This is a genomic window from Eubacterium sp. AM05-23, assembly GCF_003477535.1.
Taxonomy (GTDB): Bacteria; Bacillota; Clostridia; order Eubacteriales; family Eubacteriaceae; genus Eubacterium; species Eubacterium maltosivorans.
This window is the reverse complement of record NZ_QUDF01000012.1, coordinates 36094-57295: the sequence shown is the minus strand read 5'-3', so window position 1 is coordinate 57295 and position 21202 is coordinate 36094. Positions and strand designations below refer to the sequence as shown.

Sequence of the window (21202 nt, the reverse complement as noted above, 5' to 3'; positions counted from 1 at the left end):
ATCCTTCAACCAATCATTTTACCAGCGATCTAAAACTTTCTTTTTATAATGCCGATACACGATAACCTCAAAAACAAGACAGGCAATCTCAGAAACGATAAAGCCATACCAAACTGTATCCAGACCTCCGATCAAAGAGAACAGGTACGAAAAAGGCAGTAAAAAAATCATTTGTCTCAAAAAAGAAGAAATCATACTAAGATAAGATTTACCCATTGCCTGAAAAGAGGTGCTGAGCATAATGGATATCCCGGCGAGCGGGAATGCCAGGCTTATTGCTCTAAAACAATTAATTCCAATCGCTGTCATTTCTTCCGATGCATTAAAAAGCATGAAAATCTGTGCCGGGAAAAGCTGGAATAAAAGAACTCCAATGAACATAATGACCAGGCTTGTCAAAATAGAGACTTTTAATGTCTCTTTAAACCGCTTTGCATTCTGAGCGCCGTAATTATAGCCAAAAATTGGCATTGCTCCCTGTCCCAGTCCAAAAATTGGCATAAAAATGAAGGATTGAACTTTAAAATAAACACCGAAAACCGCTACGGCGGTCATGCCATACCCCGCCAGAATCAGGTTATAACCTGTTACCATAAAGGAACCAATCCCCTGCATGATCGCAGAGGGAAGCCCCACCACGGCAATATCTTTCATGATTGCCCCTCGGTATCTAAAGGAACGAAAATGAAGCTTTAGAAGATTCTTTTTCCGTTTCAGCACCACAATCAAAATATAGACCATTGCAATAATCTGGCCTGTAACCGTCGCGATGGCGGCTCCCGTAACACCCAGGGCTGGAAAACCCAGAAGCCCGAAAATCATAATAGGGTCCAGTATGATATTCGTAATTGCCCCGATCAGCTGACCGATCATTGGCTGAATCATATCGCCCGAGCCCTGCAGCGTGCTAAAACCAGCCTGCGTAATAATGCTTCCAAAGCTGAAAATTGTGACGATCAGCAGATAGTCCGTACAGCCTTGAATAATTTCCGGATTGTCCGTAAACATTTTTACAAAAATATTTGAAAAAACAGCGCCTAAAACCGCTGCCGCTAAGGATAAAATCACCGCGACTAAAAAACCGTGTTCTGCCACCGTTTCTGCTTCACGGTGCTTTTTTTCACCAAGCCGCCTTGAAATTCCAGAATTGATCCCTACTCCCATACCTACAAAACAGGATACGATCAGCATCTGCACTGGAAAGGCCAGAGAAACGGCGGTCAATGCATTTTCCCCTATCTGCGCGACAAAGACACTGTCTACGATATTGTACATTGCCTGTACAAACATCGAAATGATTGCCGGCAGGGCCATACTAAAAAGTAATTGGGGGATATGCATCGTCCCCATTTTGTTTTCATGCTGTAACTGTTGTTCTTCCACCAAAACACTTCCCCCTCACTTTTAACAAATTTTATTTTTTCTTTTTGGAAATTTCAACTTTCACTTTGTGATCCTTGATCATTTTTCCATTCAGTTTTTTCTCTACTTTTTTGGCAACATCCACATCTACATCCACAAAGGTAAATTTATTATACATATCAATATTCCCAACTGTCGAAGACGCAATATTACACTCACCGCAAATAGCGCCGAGAATATCTCTTTTCTGAACCTTATCTTTCTCACCAACACTGATAAAAAGACGTTTTGTCTTTTCTGGTCCAAAGGATTTTCCTTTACTATTTTTTCCGTCTCTACGCCGTTTTACATCCCTTTCCCGTCTGCCCTCACGGCGTCCACGCTTTTTAAATTCTGTATTTAAATCTTCAGCGTCTGACAGGGGCAGCTGTGCCTGTAAAAGAACCGCAGCGATGAATTCTGCTTCATAGCCCTTTTCTTCCAGTTCCTTAATGATTGCAATATAACGTTCCAGTTCTCCTTTTTCAGCTTTGAGCTTAAAACGTTCTTTGAAGTGAGCGATCTTGATGTCGTTAATCACCTCGCTGGTCGGGATTAAATCACGTTCGATGCTTTTTTTGGTATAATCGGTTATTTTCCGCAGCTTAAACTGATCTCTTGAACGGGCGAGCGTCAGTGAAAGACCGCTCTTCCCAGCACGGCCGGTCCGGCCGATACGGTGTACATAGTATTCCTCATTATCCGGTACGTCGTAGTTAAAAACAATATCCACATCGTCAACATCAATTCCTCTGGCAGCTACATCAGTGGCAACCAAAATTTTCAACCTTCCCTGGCTAAAGCGTTTTAAAACATTGAGTCTGGATACCTGGCGCATATCGCCATGAATTTTGTCAACGGAATACCCCAGCTCCTGCAGATTTTCAGTGATTTCATCAACATAGTGTTTGGTGTTGCAGAAAATAAGTGAGCGCTGCGGTTTATAGACATCCAGCAAACGGGTTAAAGCTTCAAACTTATTCTGGTCAGAAATATTAAAATATTTCTGTTCAATACTTGGGGCTACCATTGTTTTGGGTGAAATTTCAATCATTGTTGGATTTTTCTGGTAGGTTTCCGCAATTTTTAAAATGGGTTTTGGCATCGTGGCCGAGAATAAAACGGTCTGAACATCATGGTCTACCGCATCTAAAATCAGTTCGATATCCTCTCTGAAGCCCATATTCAGCATTTCATCTGCCTCGTCCAGTACCGCCATTGTAAGCGCATTGAATTTTAAGGTTTTCCGCCGCATATGATCCATGACGCGCCCCGGTGTACCCACTACAATCTGTGCTCCGGATTTTAGATCACGGATCTGGTTTTCAATCGAAGCACCGCCAAACACTGCAACAACTTTAATACTGTGGCTGTATTTTAAAACCTTTCTGAATTCTTCAGAAACCTGCAGCGCCAGCTCACGTGTCGGCAGAAGCACCAACACCTGCGGTTTTCTGAGTTCTGGATCAATCTTTTCTATAGCAGGAATTGCAAAGGCCATTGTCTTTCCTGTTCCTGTCTGGGATTTACCAATAAGGTCGCCGCCCTCCATCAAACGGGGAATTGCGCGTTCCTGAATTTCTGTCATATCAACAAATCCCATATCATCAATTGCCCTGAGCAATTGCTCATTAATCTCTAGTTCTCTAAATTTCATATAACTTCCTTTCTAAATACATAACATCTAATTATAAACTAAAAAATAAAAGAAAGCAAATTTTATGTCAAATTTGGGTATATTTTTTATAAGAATACACTGACTGATTAAGGAAGTGATGATAATGATTGAAACAAAACGTATCTATGAGCCCAAAAACATTATGGATGGATACCGTGTTCTGGTAGACAGCTATTGGCCTAGAGGCTTTACTCATTCCAGCGCCAATGTCGATATCTGGAAAAAAGAACTTGCTCCCAGCAAGGAGTTAATCCGACGCTTTCATTCTGGAAAAGATTCATATGAAAGCTTTAAATCACAATATCTGGAAGAACTCAGAAATAATCAGGCCGTCAAACTCTTCTTGTCTGATTTAAAAAAACGTCTAAAGAAAGAAAATGTCACTTTAATTTATTCTGCAAATAATAAGGAACAAAACCAGGCTGTTATTCTGGCAGATTATCTAAACTCAATACTTTTTCAAAAAAATAAAGCGCCACGGGCCGCGTGACGCTTTGTTTTTATAATGCAAATTTTTCAATGGCTTCTGCCACACCGTCTTCGTCATTTGTAGAAACGATATGATCCGCGATTTTTTTGACACAGTCATAAGCATTTCCCATGGCAATTTTTGTTCCTGCAATTTCGATCATTTCCAAATCGTTGTCACTGTCTCCTATTACCATGACCTCTATAAGGCTTATTCCCAGATATTCGCAAAGCTTTGTCAGCCCTAATCCTTTATCGACTCCTTCCGGAATACATTCAAGACAGTAATTCATGGGGCGCAGAGGTACCAAATCCACAATTTCACCCGCTCTTTTCTGGACTTCATCCAATTTATCAAAATCAGTGGATGAAATGACAAATTTACTGACCTCCAAGTGGTTTTTTTCTAAATAGTCTTCGATATCCTCAACCACAATTTGCTGTTCCCTAAACTGGCGCACATATTCATCCGCCCAGCCCGCTGTTGGCATTTCAGGAAAGGTTTTTTCTGTACAGACACATCCATGAATGGTGTGGGCCTGGACAAAAATGCCGTCGTACTGATCCGCAAGCTCAATGACCTGTCTGATAATATCTTTTGAAAGAGCATCCTCAAAGATCACAATATCCTTTTTATAGTCCCGAACCACGCCACCGTTACCGGAGAGCATATACTCAGTACCACCGATGGCTTCAGCCGCAAACCAGCCTTCCTTATCAATCCGGCCTGTTGCCACAACAGGAATGATTCCCTTTTCTTTAGCCTTTTTAAAAGCAGCTTTGTTTTTATCAGAGATTGTGTTTTTGGTATTTAAAAGCGTGCCATCCAGATCGGTAACAATCATTTTTATTGCCATGAAAATGCTCCTTTGTTTATTTATGTAACAGCATTGATGCTGTTTTTAACCCATATAATGGTTCTGCTGCGAGCACTGCCTTTTTTATGGCCATTGCCATCACGCGTGCCGCCAGCGTTCCAACCACATTAATATCAGCAGCCACCTCACCTACAGACATAACATAAATACTGTCGCCGTCTGCAGTGGTATGGACAGGTCGGATCGCCTGTGCATAACCGTTATGTGTCATTGCTGCAATTTTTTTTGCCTCAACCTTATTGAACTTTCCATTGGTAATCACAGCGCCTATGGTTGTGTTTCCAGTAAAAAGGTTTTCTTTTCGGGAAATGTCTTCATACATGGCAGCTTCGGTATCCTCAAATTCAGAAAGATCTGCTGTAAGCATCCCTGCCAGCTTACCGCCACTCTCAATATCAAAAATATCTCCGAGAGCGTTGACTGATACAATGGCGCCTACCTTTAAACCACCAAGCTCAACGGCATAGGTCCCTATGCCCGATTTCATCATTGTCTGTATTCCCCGGTATTTGCCAATGGTCGCGCCTGTTCCGGCTCCGACGTTACCATTCTGTATACTTTTTTTATTTTCCGAGTCAACACACGCCTGATAAGCCATTACTTTATCCGGATAAGCGTCTGGTTTCCCCACCACTAAATCAAAAATACAGGACTGGCAGACAAGCGGCACCTTTCCCACACCCGTATCAAACCCAATGTTGCGCTCACTCAGATATTCCATGACACCACCGGCGGCATCCAGACCAAAGGCAGATCCACCGCTTAACAAAACAGCGTGGATTCCCTGAGCCGCTGCTACCGGGTTCAAGAGCTCACTTTCTCTGGAGGCCGGTCCGCCTCCCCTTACATCAAGGCCTGTGGGCGCACCCTGTTCATTTATAATAACCGTACACCCTGTTCCGCCTTCCATATCCTGCGCGTGGCCGATTCGAATATTTTCGATATCACTAAGGTTTATTTCCTGCACTGTTACCTCATTTCTGATGCTATACAGCAATCCTCGTTTTCAAATATTTCATTAGTGGTTTACATACGGCAATCGTAATGACAATGCCGACACCAAGCTCAAGCAAACCATTCACGCCCACAATGGTTAGAAAAACTTCCTTTAAAGGAATTGCGCTGAAGAAAAACCATAAACATCCCATAACTAAAATAGTATGGCATAAGGTCGCTACACCAGCGCTGACGCCTATACTTAAAGCATCGTTGCTCAACCGTCCTTTTAAAGCTTCATACAGCACTCCTGCAATCACGCCCAACAAAACTCTTGGTAAAATACACATAATCAGAGACTGAATCGGCGCGCCGCTCGCAAAAGGTGAAAACATCAGATCTACCGGTGAAACACCCATAAACGTAGCTTTGAGCATACTTAGAACACCAAAGGCCAGGCCTAAAATTCCACCACAAACCGGCCCCATGGCAATGGCACCGATAATCACCGGAATGTGCAAAATGGTAATGGCAACCGGGGGAACCTGAATAAAACCGAGTGGGGTAAAGGTAAGTACCACCAGTATGGCGATCAGCAGTGTAAGCTGTGTCATCTGTGCAGTCTTTTTGTTTACCTGTGACATAATAAAAACTCCTAACTGCCGCTCTTTTTAAAGATGCAGCGTCTAATTTATTCACAAGCCGTCATGTCCTCGCCTGTGTAGCTTTATTTTATCACATTAAAAATAATGAACCAAGTTTTTTCAAAAAAATGCACCCAATATAATTGGCATTTTCTTTTTTAATTCTTAATGCTGTACTACCGCCTTTAAGGTATTTTTAAATTCAAAAATACCTTAAAGACTTTGTAATCGATTTTCTGCATGAAAACGACATATTATATTAAATGAACCTTTCCATTTCCTTAAAATTTTATGAATATTTTAATTTTTGTCTTGCTACGTTTTTGAGATGATGATAGAATATTAACAGTTTAAGAAGACTGTCCAGAAATGCCACACAGTGACTTTTCAACGCAACACAGTGCGGCATGTTTAAATTCAAATTTTGAAAGAAACGAGTGAGGATAAAATGGTCGATACAATCTATGTTTTACTTTTCCTATTAGGTGTCCCTTTCTTTGCTTATGGTATTTATTATTTAATCGTAGGGATATCCGGATACCGTAAACACACAAAATTCAACCAGCATGCCCCTGAAAATCGCATGTGCGCAGTTATTGCCGCAAGAAATGAATCTCTTGTCATTGGGAATCTGATCGATACGTTAAAAGAACAGAATTATCCAGAGGATTTGTTTGATATCTATGTTATTCCGAATAACTGCACCGATAATACAGAAGAAGTAGCCAGAGAACACGGCGCCAAGATTTTTCACTGTACCTCTGAGGTCCGCTCAAAGGGCGCTGCTTTAGAACAGTTTTTCGACGCAACCTTTGCACACAACGATGTTTTTGATGCTTTCTGTGTTTTTGACGCTGATAATCTGGTTGATCCAAATTTCTTTTCCGCAATGAACAATGCCTTATGTGACGGAGAAAAAATCGCACAGGGGTACCGAGATAGCAAAAATCCGACAGATTCCTGGATCTCAGGCTGCCAGTCCATTTTTTACTGGACCTTAAACCGCTTTATGAACCTCGCAAAACAGGGTATTGGCTGGTCTGCAGCTTTAAACGGAACAGGATTTATGGTTTCCCGCGAAGTCTTAAAAGACGGTGGCTTCAGAACCTTTAGCATGACTGAGGATATTGAATTCACCACTCAATCGATCATGAAGGGCTACCGCGTTGCATGGGTGCCTGAGGCCCTTACCTTTGACGAACATCCCATTACTTTCGAAACCTCCTGGAAGCAGCGCAAACGTTGGTCTACCGGTACGATTCAGTGTTTCTCACAGTACTCAGCTCCTCTATGGGAGAATTTTAAAAAGACGCGTAACTGGATGTGTGTGGATATGATTTTATATCTTCTCGCACCATTCATGCAAGTTTTAACCAGTATTTATACCATCTGCTCCTTTGTTGTGCTGACACTTTTACTCATTAATACACAGGTCTGGTCTGATGCCCTCACCTTTGCCATCCTATTTGGTGTCGGCGGTGTCATCGTCAGCTTTCTCTTTACAGCAATGGTCGTTAAGCTTGAACACCATAAAATAAGAGAGGTCGCCGGCAAAGCGTTTTTCTCTTTCTGGTTCTTCCTGTTTTCATGGATACCCATTAATGTCCTCTGCTTTGTCAAGCCGATTGAAACTTGGGAACCGATCGAACATACTCAGAGCTTAAAGCTCTCACAATTACAGCTTAATAAATAAAGTCATCAGCGCCCCGATGTTTACATTCCATCAGGGCGTTTTTTCTTATTATCTAAAATTACTACAACAAAAAAGGAACCGTCTTTTAACTGCAAAAGACGGTTCCTTTTTACAGGACCATATTCAAGAAATTAATGGTTCTCTCGTTCTGTGGATTTCCAAACACTTCACTTGGTGGTCCCTGTTCCACAATGTAGCCTTCATCAATGAAGATAACACGGTCCGCAACCTCTCTGGCAAAGCCCATTTCATGGGTAACCACAATCATGGTCATTCCCTCCTGTGCCAGCTGCTTCATTACATTGAGAACTTCTCCAACCATTTCCGGGTCAAGAGCACTTGTTGGTTCATCAAACAGCATAACATCTGGATTCATTGCCAGCGCTCTGGCAATGGCCACACGCTGCTGCTGTCCGCCGGAAAGCTGTCCTGGATAGGCATCTGCCTTAGCGACCATGTCAACCCTTTTTAAGAGCCCCTGTGCCACTTCCTCTGCTTTAGCCTTATCCATAATTTTCAAGGCGACTGGTGCAAAGGTAATATTTTTTAAAACAGACATATTGGGAAAAAGGTTAAACTGCTGAAACACCATTCCGATATTCCGGCGGTAAAGATTAATATTCGCATGATTGCCGGTAATCTCATTGCCATCCACCACAATTGTACCACTGGTTGCTTCCTCAAGCGCATTGATACATCGCAGCATTGTGCTCTTACCAGAGCCTGACGGCCCGATAATACAGATAACCTCGCCTTCCTCCACTTCCAGATTAATGTCTTTTAAAACCTCTAAATCCCCAAAGCTCTTTTTGAGATTACTAATTTTTACTTTTGCCATAGCTCATCTTCCTTTCAATATGACTCGAAACCTTTGACAGAATCATAATCGGGATAAAATACATGACACCAATGATAATCCACATTTTTAAGGATTCAAAATTATTGGCAATGATTAAACGTCCAGTCTGGGTTAATTCCGCTAAACCAATAACAGAAACCAGAGAGCTGTCCTTTAATGTGATAATACACTGATTTACAATTGCCGGGATCATCGTCTTGATCGCCTGAGGTAAAACGACTCTGCGCATTGCCATCGTATATGGAAGGCCAAGACTCCTGGCTGCTTCCATCTGTCCTTTGTCAATGGACTGAATCCCACCTCTGACAATTTCCGCGGTATAGGCGCCAGCATTCAGGCTCAGTGCGATAACGCCGGCTATAAAGGCATCTAAGCGCATGTTCAGTGCACTTGGTATCCCAAAATAAATAAAAAATACCTGTACAATTAATGGTGTACCACGGATGATATCAATGTATACACGTGAAATTCCCCGTAAAAAAGTAGTCCTTGAAACAGATAACAAACCAAAGAGAAGCCCTAGTACCGCCGCGATCAGCAGCGATACCAGGGTCAGTTCGATCGTCATCCAAAGACCTTGTAATAAACGAGGATAGGTTTGAGCAAATAATTCAAAAATACTCATTCAAAAACCTCCTGGAATTATTTTAGGCCGTTAATTTATTAATTTGTTTTGATGTAAGTATCTAAAATTTCCTGATATTTACCATTGTCTTTCATGTTCTTTAAGCCAGTGTTGAACATTTCAAGCAATTCAGCATTCTTACCCTTCTGCACCGCAAATCCATAAGAATTACCAGCCTGTAAATCACCGACTAATTTTAATGGCTGACCCTTTGCGATCGCATAGCCTAATACTGGATAATCTTCGAAGCAGGCTACTGAGTTACCTGATTTAACATCTTCATACATATTTGCAGATTCCGGGAAAGAGGTAATGGTGAAACCATACTGGTCTTTAATGGATTCGGCATATTTAGAGCCTTCAGTGCCATTTTTAACCGCAACATTTTTTCCTCTTAAATCATCATAAGATTTAATGGTGTCATTGTCAGATTTTACAGCCATACCAACGCCTGAATCGAAATAAGGATCAGAGAAATCATATTTTTTCTGACGTTCTTCGGTAATACTCATACCAGCGATAACGCCATCAGCCTGTCCTGATTCAAGAGCGGTAACAGCAGCATCAAAGCCAAGTGGCTGCAGCTCATATTCAAAGCCCTGATCTTCAGCAATTGCCTTTAATAAATCCATATCGATACCGACACGGTTACCGGATTCATCTTCAAATTCAAATGGTGCAAAAGTTGTATCGGTTGCAATGATATATTTTTTTGCTCCATCACTTCCGCTTGAGCTTCCGCCACTTGAACAAGCAGCTAAAGAAAAAGTCATTACTGCGGCTATTGCCAAAATACCAAACATTTTGAGTTTCTTCATTTCTTTTCCTCCTGGATTATAGATACTTATTGTTAAAAGTATATCATTTTTTCTGGAAATACGCAACGAAAAAAAATCTCTTACTCAGGGTAAATAATAATTATACTGCTTAAAATCTGAAAAAACAAGCTTAAGTTCAGCATAAAATTCTTTAAAATTTTTACCCAAAATCTTTTCAAAGATAACAAAAGGCTGCTGGATTTTTCCCAACAGCCTTTTCCTTAATAATTAATTTTATAAATCAGGATGCTCTTTTAAATACTGCTTGATCGCTTCAAGATCGCCCTGATCAATAATAATTTCAGAATCGTCACTCTCGAGCATTACTTCATCCGGAAGAATCTGAACCTCGACATCCTCAAATTCAACAGGCTTACGGCTCATATACATGAGCTCCTTCTGATCCAGAATTTCCTTACGGCGGGTAAGATCCGCTTCAATGGTATCCAGATCATCAATCCGTTTGTTGATCTGTTTAGACAGGCGAATCAAGTCATCCAAAACCTCATCGACGATAAACTGCTTATCGATAATTGTCTTAAGCTTATCGCGGATAACATCTCCTGTTTCCAGAATATCGGTATCCGTTGTAATCGGCGTTAAATTATCTAATTCCTGCTTAAAGTCGCTGACCGTTTTCTGAAGCTTTTCCGTTCCTTTTGTTGAGGAATTAATCTCTGTAAGGAGCGCGCCTAACCGTTCTTCGATGGCGGCAAAGTCTTCTTTTTGCTCTGGTGATATCGCGCTGTCAAGTTGATCAGCAGAAGCTGTCCCGGCGCCGAAGAGATCGGCCACTGAAACAGCCTCATTTTCGCCCGTTTCTTCCTCCTGAACAGCCTCGGCAGCTTTTTCATCAACGGTTGGCTCTTCCTCTGTTTCTTCAACCATTTCAGCTTCTTCGGCAATAACTTCTTCAGGCTGTTCTTCCTCAGAGACTGCCTCTTCAGCATCATCACTGTCAGCTTCCTCAGGCTCAAGGTTAGTCAGATCATCATCATTAATTAAAAGAGACTTAAAGGCTTCTTCGTCAAGATAAGTGTCCTCATCATCCTCTTCTTCGTCAGCTTCCTCAATAGATTCCTCGACTTCTTCAAAGTATTCCTCTTCGATTTCGTCTTCGTCATATTCTTCAAAGAGCTCTTCTTCATCAAAATCTTCAAATGCTTCATCCTCGAACTCTTCGTCCTCCTCGAATAAAGCTTCTTCATCTTCATACTCATAGGGCTCGGGCTCTTCAATCCCCGCATTTACAGCTGCTGTATCAATTTCATCTGTGTTACCGTCTTTTGTAACCAGTGATTCAAAAATATCATCATATTCTTCTTCATCCTGGTCTTCATCACGGTTACTGAGCCATTCTTTTCGTTCCTTTTTTTCGCTGTGTCCTGAAACACCAAATACTTTTCCCCAGATTAAGTGACTGATCAGAATAATCACAATGTCTGCTACTGCAGTGATCAGCAATAATTTCGATGATATACTGAAGGCCATAAAGTAATTGATCCCAAAAACGATAATGTCTGCCGCGACGATAAATACGATCGCGATAACCAATTTTTTCGACAGACCTGTAATATCGCCAATACCCATCATCAAAATTTTAATTCCCGCAAAGAAACAGGAAACAATCATGACATTTGTATCCACATCGTGGCTTACAAATTGAAAGAGTAACAAAACACCGTATGTTGATAAAATAACTGCAATACAATCAAAAAGCAGTAGTAATCCTAATTTTTCACTTTTTTCTGCCATATCTTCACTCCTCAATATTTTCTTCGGTAGCCGCTTCCGTATTTTTATCCTTCTGCTCATTCAAACCAAAGGATGGAAGTACCGAACCTAAAGAATCTGCAAGCTTGTCTGTTCCCTTATACATCGATTCAATTTCCAATAGCTTGAGGTATTCTCGATTGAGGGTCTCTTCTTTTTTGTTCAAAGCTTCGTTTCTCTGTTTCAGCACATCAAAAGCATCCTCAAGAACATCCAACATTTCCTTGACCATCTGTTCCCGTTTTTCAATGACCTTGATCTGCTTTTTTAAGCCGTCAGGCATATCGCTGTCATCGATATAACTTTCCGGCTCATCATCGCCGCACGGACACTCCTGCTCTTCGGACGATTCCTTAAACACCGGCACGAACGTGTCCCTCGTTTCTCCATCAACACCCTCCTGCAGTTTCGCAATCTTCTCATCTTTGTCCTTTGACACATTGAGTAATTTTTTTAATTCCTCATCTTTTTCCATCAGCTGCTTTTCCAAAAGCTCAATACGCGACTCTACACGGTCAAAAGATTGTCCTCTATCCTGGGTATTCTTATCCATACAAGTCCACTCCCTATTTTCTTTCTATTACCATTTTCGGCACTGCTTTTTAAGGTTTAATATTTATTCATAGTCTATTATAACAAAATTCTTAGTAAAAGTATAATGTCTTTGTCAAAAAATATCATTGAAATTTTATTATTTTTCTCTATTATGGTATAATAACACAGTCATAAAGAGAAAAACGTATTTAATTAGCAATTGAGAGGTCCCAATGGAAAAACGAAACAAAAGCGTTATTGGAAACCGAAGAAGTGGCGAAAGGCCCTCTTCTCCTTCAAAAAAGGCGGCTTCACGCCCTTCAGGCCGACCAGGAAGCAGCCGGTCATCCCAGAGCCAAAGTTCCAGAAGCAATTCTTCCCGTTCATCCCGCCCCCCACAGAGGATTGATGATCGGAGACGCAATTCTAATGATACTTTACCCAAAAAACGCAGGAAAAAAAGAGGATTTTTTAAGAAAGCATTAATTTTACTTCTTGTGCTGCTCATCGGAGCAGGGGCATATGCAGCTACTGTCATCAAATTTGGCAATTTAAACAAAGATCTGACCGGAAAGGTCTCCCAATATAATATCAGTTCAAACGCCGCCAATATGGCCCTGAACCACCGTATTGTCAATGTGGCGATCTTCGGTGTCGACGGACGTGACGATGTGGATGGCAGCCGGTCCGACTCCATGATGATTGCTTCGGCCGACTTCGAACACAATAAACTGAAAATAACCTCATTAATGCGGGATACCTACGTATATATCAATAAAGATTATGGTTATGACAAGCTTAACGCCGCCTATTCCTTTGGTGGTCCCGATTTGGCGCTTAAGACCATCAACCAGAATTTTGATACCGCCATCACCGACTATGTGACCATTGACTTTACTGCCATGGTTGCCATGGTAAACGCCGTTGGCGGCGTCACCATTGATATTGAGAATGAAGACGAGCTCTATTGGGTTAATCAGTATTTGATGGATGTCAATGATAAAGTGAAAACAAACTCTCCATTCCTTGAAGGTACAGGAGCGCAGGTTGTAGACGGAAGCCAGGCACTGGCCTACTGTCGTGTCCGCTATGTTGGAAATGGAGACTTCGACCGAACCCTTCGCCAGAGAAAGGTTTTTGAACAGGTCATGGCTAAGGCAATGGACTTAAACCCCTTGGAACAATACAGTTTGCTAACAAAAGTTATGCCCTATGTTGAAACCTCATTAAGCAAAACAGAGATTCTCAAATACGCCGGCAATGTAATGTTCATGAAGGATCACGCCATCCATCAAGAACAAATTCCAGCCGAAGGTTATGTTGATACTGGCATGCTTGGCGATGTATCTTATGTATTCCCTGTAACCCTGATAGATAATATTAAAGAATGGTATCAATTTGTTTATGAGACAGATTATACGCCATCAGGGACAGCGCAGGATATTAGTGATGGGATTGAGTATGTGTGGTAGAAATATAAGGAGATTTATTTAAAGTTTGGAAAAAATTAAAGCATTTTTAAAAAGTGACCGGTTTGCCGAAATTTTTCGTTTCGGCATTACCGGCGGTGTAAGTTTTTTAGTCGATTATGGTATTTTATTTGCATTAACAGAATTTTTGGGTGTGAACTATCTGGTTTCTTCTGGTATCAGTTTCACTGTCTCTGTTATTGTAAATTATTTTATGTGTATTCTCTGGGTATTTAAAGGGATTAAACAAAACGACACCAAATCCGTTGTGCTGTTCGTCGGATCTAGTGTCGTTGGCCTGTTCATCAATCAAATTTTAATGTGGTTTTTTGTTGAAAAAATTCATATTTATTATATGCTAGCAAAAATTATTGCGACGATTATTGTTATGATTTGGAATTATGTGGCAAAGAGGAAAGCAGTGGTGGGGTAGAATCCAACGCTATGAACCTTAGTTTTTGATAAAACTTTCTATAAAATATTTAGGTCTTTCTTTTGTTTCATTATAAATTTTCCCTATATACTCTCCAATGATACCAATCGCTAAAAGTTGAATCCCTCCAAGGGCCCAGATTGAACAGGCTAATGAAGTCCAACCTGTAATGGTATTGCCTAAATAGTTCACAATTAGTGAATAAATCAAAATTCCAATACTTACTAAAAATGATATGACACCAACAACTGAAATCATTCGAATTGGTTTTATGCTAAAAGACGTAATACCATCAAAAGCCAGAGCTAGCATCTTCTTTAAAGGATACTTTGATTCTCCAGCAAAACGTTCGTGCCGTTCATATGTGACAACTGATGAAGGATAACCAATTAAAGGAACTATGCCACGTAAAAACAGATTAACTTCTTTAAATTGGGCCAAGCCATCTAATGCCCGTTTACTCATCAGACGGTAATCCGCATGATTGTATACAATCTCAACACCAAAGATCTTTAACAGTTTATAGAAACTTTCCGCAGAAAAACGCTTAAAAAATGTATCTGTATCTCTTTTGCTTCGGACGCCATACACAATGTCATTTCCTTTATAATATTCTTCCACAAATTGATCGATCACATCAATGTCATCCTGCAAATCTGCATCTAATGATATCGCCATATCACAATACTCTTTCGCTGTCATTAAGCCCGCTAAAACAGCATTTTGATGCCCTTCATTTCTAGAGAGCTTTATCCCTTGAAAAACACTATTTTTAGCACATAATTCTTCGATAATTGACCATGTCTTATCTTTTGAACCATCGTTAACAAAAAGAATTCGACTTTTTTTAGAAATTTTATTTTTTTTAAGTAAATTTTCTATTTTTTTCTTTAAAATTTCAGCGGTTATATTTAGTACTTCTTCCTCATTGTAACATGGAATAACAAAGTATAATATTTTAGGATTTTCCATCTGCTTTATTCCCCTTCATAAATTTGTTGTATTTAAAAAAACGATTCTATCTTTTTCCAAAATTAAATTCTCGCCTAGAAACTCTCAATAAATGATACTAAAAACATCTTTTTCTTTACTTTCTTTTTTAAACACATACTACACTTAATTGGGACTAATTGTATTTTAAAGTATACTATTTATTATTTAGAAACATAGTATGCTGTGTTTTTACCTTTTGTTAAATACTTTTTTACTAAAACAATGTAATTTCACTATTCCAGATGCTGCCAAAGGAACCATTAATAGAAAATAAATGAATATAAATTGAGATTTGGCTTCAAAAAAGGCATGATAAGTGAATCCTCCTAAAATTATTAATGGAATAATTATATGATTTAGATCATGATTTTTAATATTAAGGGTGAAATACAAAAGCGTTAACAGATAAATAAATTGCTGATAGAAATTCATATAATAATAAAACCCGTTGTTATCTATATTCTCATATGCTATTTTAAAAATCCCCTGTCTTTCAACATAAGATGGCCGTGATTGTCCGAACCAAAGTGATTCAAAAGTAGGTTCATTCCATTGACTACATATTTTACTCTCAAAAAATTTTGTAGCATAACCTGGATTGTGTATAAACTTGCTCAATGATTTTTTTATTTCCTCAAAAGCTTTTTCTTTCGCAACATTCGAGTTTAAACCCGAAGCTTCAAAATTATTATAATTGAATCCATTATACCATCCGGGTGCCCTCTCGGATTCTTGAAGCCCCATAGCTAACCAACCAATTAGCGGTTCAGAATCACTTAAGCTTGTATTCACTTTATTTTCGTATACTTGAATTGTAATAATTTTTAAACTCATGGATAAAACAATAACCATAGCAATGAAGACTAAGTATTTTTTATCTTTTTTATTTATCACATGCATAAAACTTATTATCATTAATGCAATAATTACAACCATGGCATTTGTTTTTATTAAATAGCTCACTCCTAGTAAAAAAGCTGAAATAAATAAATATACTACTTTATTTTTTTGGTTGTACTTTGTGTAAATAAAAATTCCCCATACCGAAAACATCAATGATATAACAATACCATAAACAAAAGTACAGAACAAAATGGCTGTAAGACAGAATAAACACAAAACTCCAGAATATTTTGCAATTATCTCTTTTTTAAAAACAGTATCGGAAAGAAGAATAATCCCAACATACGTTAATGCGAGACAAATAACATTAATAATCGCGAACGGAATAGCACTGTCATTCCAAGAAAATATCGTCATTAATAGCTGACAAACCATAGTGAATCCCAATTGAAATGGATAATGTTTGAAATATGATTTTGTTAAAACAGAATAATCTCCTTGAGTAAATTGATATGCTGAAGTAATAATAGAACTTGAATCACCATTCAATCCAATCTGAGCGTTTACTACCCAAATTACCCCCATTAAAACAGTCACACAGAAAATAAATAATGTTATATATTTTAATTTTATTCTTTCTAATATCGGATATAATATAAAACACGCTGATATGTAAAGAATGAGTATTAAAACATTAACCAGATAATTATCTGAATTATAATATACTATTTCATAAACCCCTTCTTTTACTGTCGCTGTCGATATTAAAGACTTAATTAGCAAAAAAAACATAATAAAAATCAGTAATATATAAATAAAATATCTAAATATTTTTAAACATATATGTTTTTTTGTTTTACTTTTATTGTTCATCATACCTCTATAAGCATAAAAAAATAATTTTAAGGTCGCTTCTTGATATTACATAGTTACATCAAAGTTAAAAATCATATTATTTTCCTAATTATCTCAAAACTTCCTACACTGTTTGATTTTTGAATTTTGAAAACCAGTATTTTAAACCCATAAAAATATTACCAATCTGCGATTGATGGTTTAATTAAATTGTCAAGAAGCACTTCCCATCAAAGAGATTTATTCCATGACCAGCATATCAAGTAATACTAAAATTGAAATTTCTAGTTTTGTCACAAACTTTACAAAAGGATGATAGCTTCTTAAATTCAGAATAGAGCCCTAACGTAATGTTATTAATAAACAATCAATATATTGGCCATATATAATAATAATTCTAAACTATTTTTTCTATTTTTTTAGCTAATTCTTCCCATGAAAGCCCCATTGAAATTAATCTTTTATATGCGTTCTCGATTACTTTTTCTCTATTATTATTGCATATTGCACCCTCCAATCCCTTAATAATTTCATCTGTAGAGTTTGTTGGTATAATTGTTCCAAATTGATCATTGTTCACTATTTCAGAAATAATTCCGACATTCGTAGAGACTATGTAGGTTTTAGTTGCAATTGCTTCCACTGCCGCTAAACAAAACCCTTCTTCATCAGAAGGTAAACAAAAAATATCTGATTGATTTAAAAGAGAGATCACATCCTTATGTTCAATTTTTCCAAGTAAAAGAGTATTCTTAGACTGTTTTTCTATTAAAGTACTCATCAATGGACCATCGCCAGCTATTACTATTTTCCAATTTGGATACTTGTCTTGAATTATTTTAGCTGCTTCAACCAACTGAATAATGCCTTTTTGCGTAATCAAACGTCCAACAAATGCTATAATATGATCATCACATTTTAAATCTAATTTTTCTCTATAATCAACCTGGTTGTTAGTTTTTTTTAAACATTCTTCTATATATTTAAAATCCACCGCATCATATAAAATGCCTTTTGGAACAATCCCAAAGTGTTTAATCCATTCACAACTTTTTATTGATACTCCATAATAATTTTTGCATAAGAATTTTAAAATATTAGTTTCGATATGCTCATATATATGCCCTACTCTGTCCCAAAAGGGGCTACTAATTGAAAAATGCGTTGCTCCGTGTTCGATCACAATGGATTTTGTATTGCTTTTCCTCGAAATTTTTGCTGCATATAAAGAATGAATATAAAACCGCGTGTTTATTATTGCTAAATCAAATTTCTCTTGTAATAGCTTTTTAGTTATTTGCTTGCAAATTTTATTGTATTTTAATACAGGAAATCTTCCGTCCAAAAGGTTAAAACAAGGCAACCGATAGATCTCCAATCCATCAATAACCTCGTTAGTCGGTAAATTAAAAACATTAGATGTTACCAAAGTTACCCGATGTCCCATTTTTAATAACTCTTTTGAAAGATGATACGTATAATTTTCCACGCCACCTAAATTCGGATAATACAATGCACTATAAATAATATACTTTTTCATTATATAACCTTTCAAATTTAGAAATTTTTACAATTTTAAAGCAAACCACAAATAAAAAATATTGCTTTAATTTGTTTTTAGATTCATAAATACAACTCCCACCAAAATAAAAATCAATCCAATCCATTGAAAACGTGAGATACTCTCTTTCAAAATAAAAATAGATGCACAAATAATTAATATATAAGATAAACCAGATGTAATAGGTTGAATAAAACTTAAATTAAATTTTTGTACTACAATAATCCACATTAAAAAACTAACAATATATAGACAAAGTCCTATCAGTGTTGTATATGACAATGATAAACTAAAAAAGCTTGAATTAAAAATAAAATTATTGTTTTCAGCTCCAAATTTAACAAGTATTAACCCTCCCACACTACAACACAAATAAGAAAATATTAATAAATATATCATTTTTACCCCCATTAAATTTTTTAACACTATATTTTACTATAAATATTTTAACTATATTTATACAATTTTCAGATATATAAATATGTCTTAGCTCAGTGTTTTTAAAAATTAATAATGCAATTTTTTATTTTATTATTAAATATTATTCTTTAATACCTTATACTTTTAGATCTCAGTCTATAATTTCGTAAATGTAATTGTTTCCTTCTTGATATAGCTCCTTTACTGAGACATACTCATTACTATCAACTGGTCCATTTGAATAAATATATGATATTTCTGCCTTATCAATATCTTTATATGATAAATGCAATAAAAAAGTATCCAGACCGATTAGCTCAAAAAAAGTATCATCATAAGTGAACTCAACTTGTACATGGGCAAAACGATTATAAACTTCATTATATTTTTTTCTAGGGTCTAGTTTATTCCACAATTCTAAATTGGGCATCATATTTACTGAGTTAATCGTAGGTGCACCACACGCAATCAAAAACTGTTGTGGAACGATCGTTTTACCTACCGAAACCCATTTTCTATTTTTATCTTTTTCCACAATAGTTTGAATCTCTTTCGCAAGTGGTTTTGAATAAATAGCATCAAACCCTTTTTGTATAGGGTGCACAAAGATTCCAGTCAAAAAAGCAAGAGTAGTTATACCAATAATAATATTCTTTTTCATTTTTTTTGATATTTCAACCATTATACCAAAGCAAAAGATACAAAATAGAAAACTAATTACTACTATATATTTTGCCGGTATTCCTACCTCAGGGAATTTTTCTAAATTTAGTATTATGTATATTGGTAAGAACATTCCAATTATAGCAATCGCAAGGAAATTAGGCATTTTTCTTTGTTTTTCGAATCTAGATAAAACTGCTACCAACAAATATAATTGTGAAAACATTAAAATATCTACCGCTCGTTCTGAAGTACTATAAGACATCAGTGTAAATTTTGCTATTAATTCTGGCCAACCAAGCGCAACATATGATCCTAAAAACAAAGTAATAATTATAAGTACAATAACAAGAAAATCTTTCTTTTTTTCTTTTAATAAATACCATATAGATAAAATCAACGGAATAGGGAAGAACGTCATAAAAGCTCCAGCTTCGCTAGGATTATTAAATGTTTTTCCGGGAAACACAAATAAAGGGTTGTAAAACCACCAAAAGACTTTGTTTATGGTGCCTTCTCCTCCTCCTCCCGAGATTCTCTTTCCAGGATATACAGTATTCATAATGCCATGGGTATAATCTTTACTCACATACAAATAAATAATAACAATCGATGCCGCAAAAGCAAAGCTTCCTGCTAAAATCAACCAATCTATTTTATCTAAATTTTTAATTTTTTCCACATTTTCATAAAGAATCCAGACAATAATTCCTAAAAACAAATAACTGGTTGGTACTTGCCAAGCGGGATATAAAAGACTTATAAAATAAGACAAAGACAATCCCAATCCTACACCTAACAATATCTTGTTTTTTTTATTATTAGTTTGAATAAAATAGTAACCGCAAACTACTGATGATTGAGCTCCCAAAATCCAAGATGCAAAACTCCACCATTGATAGTAACCTGAAAAAACAATCAAAGTTGCTCCCATAACAGATACTAATTTATTCTTTCGCGAAATAATCATACACATTTCTATTGATACCAGAAATGTCAAAAGTAATGTGCCATACCACATTATACTTTGACCATATGCTTGTCCAAATAGAAAAACGGCAAAAGTAAATGGATTAGTCAATGAGGAATAATTACAAAACATATTGACGCTAAGTATCATATTAGGTGTTTGTGTTCCACGCATGACATAATTATATTTTGAATACGCATCTTCCCCATATTGGGCAGATAAACGATTTGGAGTAGATCCAAGCCACTCATCGCTTCTTATTCCTCTCGGGCTACCAAGTACTGGCTCAACAAATTCTGATCCCTGACCTGGCTGTATATATTGATCAAAACATGCGATTGAGGAACCGTGGTACTGATTCACAGTCATAAACAACAATATAACTAACGCGATCCAATATCTTTTATTAAACATCCAATTATATAAACTTTTTAATGGAATTAACCAGTGCACTCCCAAAAAGACAAACAAAAGAAAAAACAATATAAATCGAGAAATAAATAATCCCGTGAACTCTGCAAAAAATAATTCTGCAATAGAATTTACTTTATTTGACAAAACTTGTACACTTAAAAATGCAAAGATAATGGCCAGCAGAACTACAATTACAATTTTACTTTTATTTTTTTTTACAAAATCTATTCCTAAACTCATGCAATTTTATGCCCCCAGATATTTTTTTGAATAT

At 37.2% G+C, this 21202-nt stretch carries 20 protein-coding genes; 5 read left to right on the top strand and 15 right to left on the bottom strand.

Annotated features, from left to right (window positions below; translation table 11 throughout):
• Positions 1-18 precede the first annotated feature (18 nt).
• Complete coding sequence (locus DW091_RS15525) at positions 19-1383, bottom strand: MATE family efflux transporter (RefSeq protein ID WP_224168825.1); 1365 nt, start codon at positions 1381-1383, stop codon at positions 19-21.
• Between the two features lie 31 nt (positions 1384-1414).
• Positions 1415-3058, bottom strand: a complete 1644-nt coding sequence (locus DW091_RS15520) for a DEAD/DEAH box helicase (protein ID WP_058693558.1) — start codon at positions 3056-3058, stop codon at positions 1415-1417.
• Between the two features lie 124 nt (positions 3059-3182).
• Here DW091_RS15520 and DW091_RS15515 point away from each other — a divergent pair, with 124 nt between their 5' ends.
• Entirely contained in the window at positions 3183-3569 is a 387-nt protein-coding gene (locus DW091_RS15515) for a DUF488 family protein (RefSeq protein WP_224168821.1), read from the top strand.
• A 10-nt stretch (positions 3570-3579) separates the two neighbouring features.
• Here the strand turns inward: DW091_RS15515 and DW091_RS15510 are convergent, their stop codons facing one another.
• From DW091_RS15510 to DW091_RS15500, 3 genes are read right to left on the bottom strand one after another with little or no spacing between them, the layout of a single operon-like run.
• A complete protein-coding gene (locus DW091_RS15510; RefSeq protein WP_118518625.1) occupies positions 3580-4404 on the bottom strand; it encodes an HAD family hydrolase in 825 nt (274 codons plus the stop codon).
• A 16-nt stretch (positions 4405-4420) separates the two neighbouring features.
• Entirely contained in the window at positions 4421-5392 is a 972-nt protein-coding gene (locus tag DW091_RS15505) for a P1 family peptidase (RefSeq protein WP_118518624.1), read from the bottom strand.
• Positions 5393-5411: 19 nt separating this feature from the next.
• Complete coding sequence (locus tag DW091_RS15500) at positions 5412-6005, bottom strand: ECF transporter S component (protein WP_058693555.1); 594 nt, start codon at positions 6003-6005, stop codon at positions 5412-5414.
• Positions 6006-6429: 424 nt separating this feature from the next.
• Between DW091_RS15500 and DW091_RS15495 the strand changes: the two genes are divergently transcribed.
• A complete protein-coding gene (locus tag DW091_RS15495; protein WP_224168820.1) occupies positions 6430-7698 on the top strand; it encodes a glycosyltransferase in 1269 nt (422 codons plus the stop codon).
• Positions 7699-7807: 109 nt separating this feature from the next.
• On the opposite strand, the gene DW091_RS15490 is transcribed toward DW091_RS15495, so the two are convergent.
• From DW091_RS15490 to DW091_RS15470, 5 genes are all read right to left on the bottom strand, one after another.
• Positions 7808-8536 carry an amino acid ABC transporter ATP-binding protein gene (locus tag DW091_RS15490; RefSeq protein WP_058693553.1) on the bottom strand — a complete coding sequence of 243 codons (729 nt, stop codon included), beginning with the start codon at positions 8534-8536 and terminating at the stop codon, positions 7808-7810.
• Positions 8517-9182 (bottom strand): amino acid ABC transporter permease, encoded by a 666-nt coding sequence (locus DW091_RS15485; RefSeq protein ID WP_038353054.1) that lies wholly within the window; start codon positions 9180-9182, stop codon positions 8517-8519. The genes DW091_RS15490 and DW091_RS15485 overlap by 20 nt, the downstream gene beginning before the upstream one ends.
• 38 nt (positions 9183-9220) lie before the next feature.
• Positions 9221-10000: a transporter substrate-binding domain-containing protein gene (locus DW091_RS15480; protein WP_118518623.1), complete on the bottom strand. Its 780-nt coding sequence runs from the start codon at positions 9998-10000 to the stop codon at positions 9221-9223.
• Between the two features lie 234 nt (positions 10001-10234).
• Entirely contained in the window at positions 10235-11755 is a 1521-nt protein-coding gene (locus DW091_RS15475; protein ID WP_118518622.1) for a hypothetical protein, read from the bottom strand.
• Between the two features lie 4 nt (positions 11756-11759).
• Positions 11760-12326 (bottom strand): hypothetical protein, encoded by a 567-nt coding sequence (locus DW091_RS15470; RefSeq protein ID WP_118518621.1) that lies wholly within the window; start codon positions 12324-12326, stop codon positions 11760-11762.
• 239 nt (positions 12327-12565) lie between these two features.
• On the opposite strand from DW091_RS15470, the gene DW091_RS20605 reads away from it, so the two are divergent.
• The 3 genes from DW091_RS20605 to DW091_RS15460 are packed head-to-tail and all read left to right on the top strand — an operon-like array spanning position 12566 to position 14209.
• Entirely contained in the window at positions 12566-12793 is a 228-nt protein-coding gene (locus tag DW091_RS20605) for a hypothetical protein (protein ID WP_224168819.1), read from the top strand.
• Between the two features lie 11 nt (positions 12794-12804).
• The gene (locus DW091_RS15465; protein ID WP_224168818.1) at positions 12805-13779 is read left to right on the top strand and encodes an LCP family protein; all 975 of its coding nucleotides are present in this window, start codon (positions 12805-12807) and stop codon (positions 13777-13779) included.
• Positions 13780-13804: 25 nt separating this feature from the next.
• Positions 13805-14209 carry a GtrA family protein gene (locus DW091_RS15460; protein ID WP_118518619.1) on the top strand — a complete coding sequence of 135 codons (405 nt, stop codon included), beginning with the start codon at positions 13805-13807 and terminating at the stop codon, positions 14207-14209.
• An 18-nt stretch (positions 14210-14227) separates the two neighbouring features.
• On the opposite strand, the gene DW091_RS15455 is transcribed toward DW091_RS15460, so the two are convergent.
• From DW091_RS15455 to DW091_RS15435, 5 genes are all read right to left on the bottom strand, one after another.
• Positions 14228-15181, bottom strand: a complete 954-nt coding sequence (locus DW091_RS15455) for a glycosyltransferase family 2 protein (protein WP_118518618.1) — start codon at positions 15179-15181, stop codon at positions 14228-14230.
• A 210-nt stretch (positions 15182-15391) separates the two neighbouring features.
• Complete coding sequence (locus DW091_RS15450) at positions 15392-16921, bottom strand: glycosyltransferase family 39 protein (protein ID WP_118518617.1); 1530 nt, start codon at positions 16919-16921, stop codon at positions 15392-15394.
• A gap of 376 nt (positions 16922-17297) precedes the next feature.
• Complete coding sequence (locus DW091_RS15445; protein WP_118518616.1) at positions 17298-18440, bottom strand: glycosyltransferase family 4 protein; 1143 nt, start codon at positions 18438-18440, stop codon at positions 17298-17300.
• A 66-nt stretch (positions 18441-18506) separates the two neighbouring features.
• The gene (locus tag DW091_RS15440; protein ID WP_158577916.1) at positions 18507-18860 is read right to left on the bottom strand and encodes an EamA family transporter; all 354 of its coding nucleotides are present in this window, start codon (positions 18858-18860) and stop codon (positions 18507-18509) included.
• A 172-nt stretch (positions 18861-19032) separates the two neighbouring features.
• Entirely contained in the window at positions 19033-21168 is a 2136-nt protein-coding gene (locus DW091_RS15435; protein ID WP_118518614.1) for a hypothetical protein, read from the bottom strand.
• Between the last annotated feature and the right edge of the window lie 34 nt (positions 21169-21202).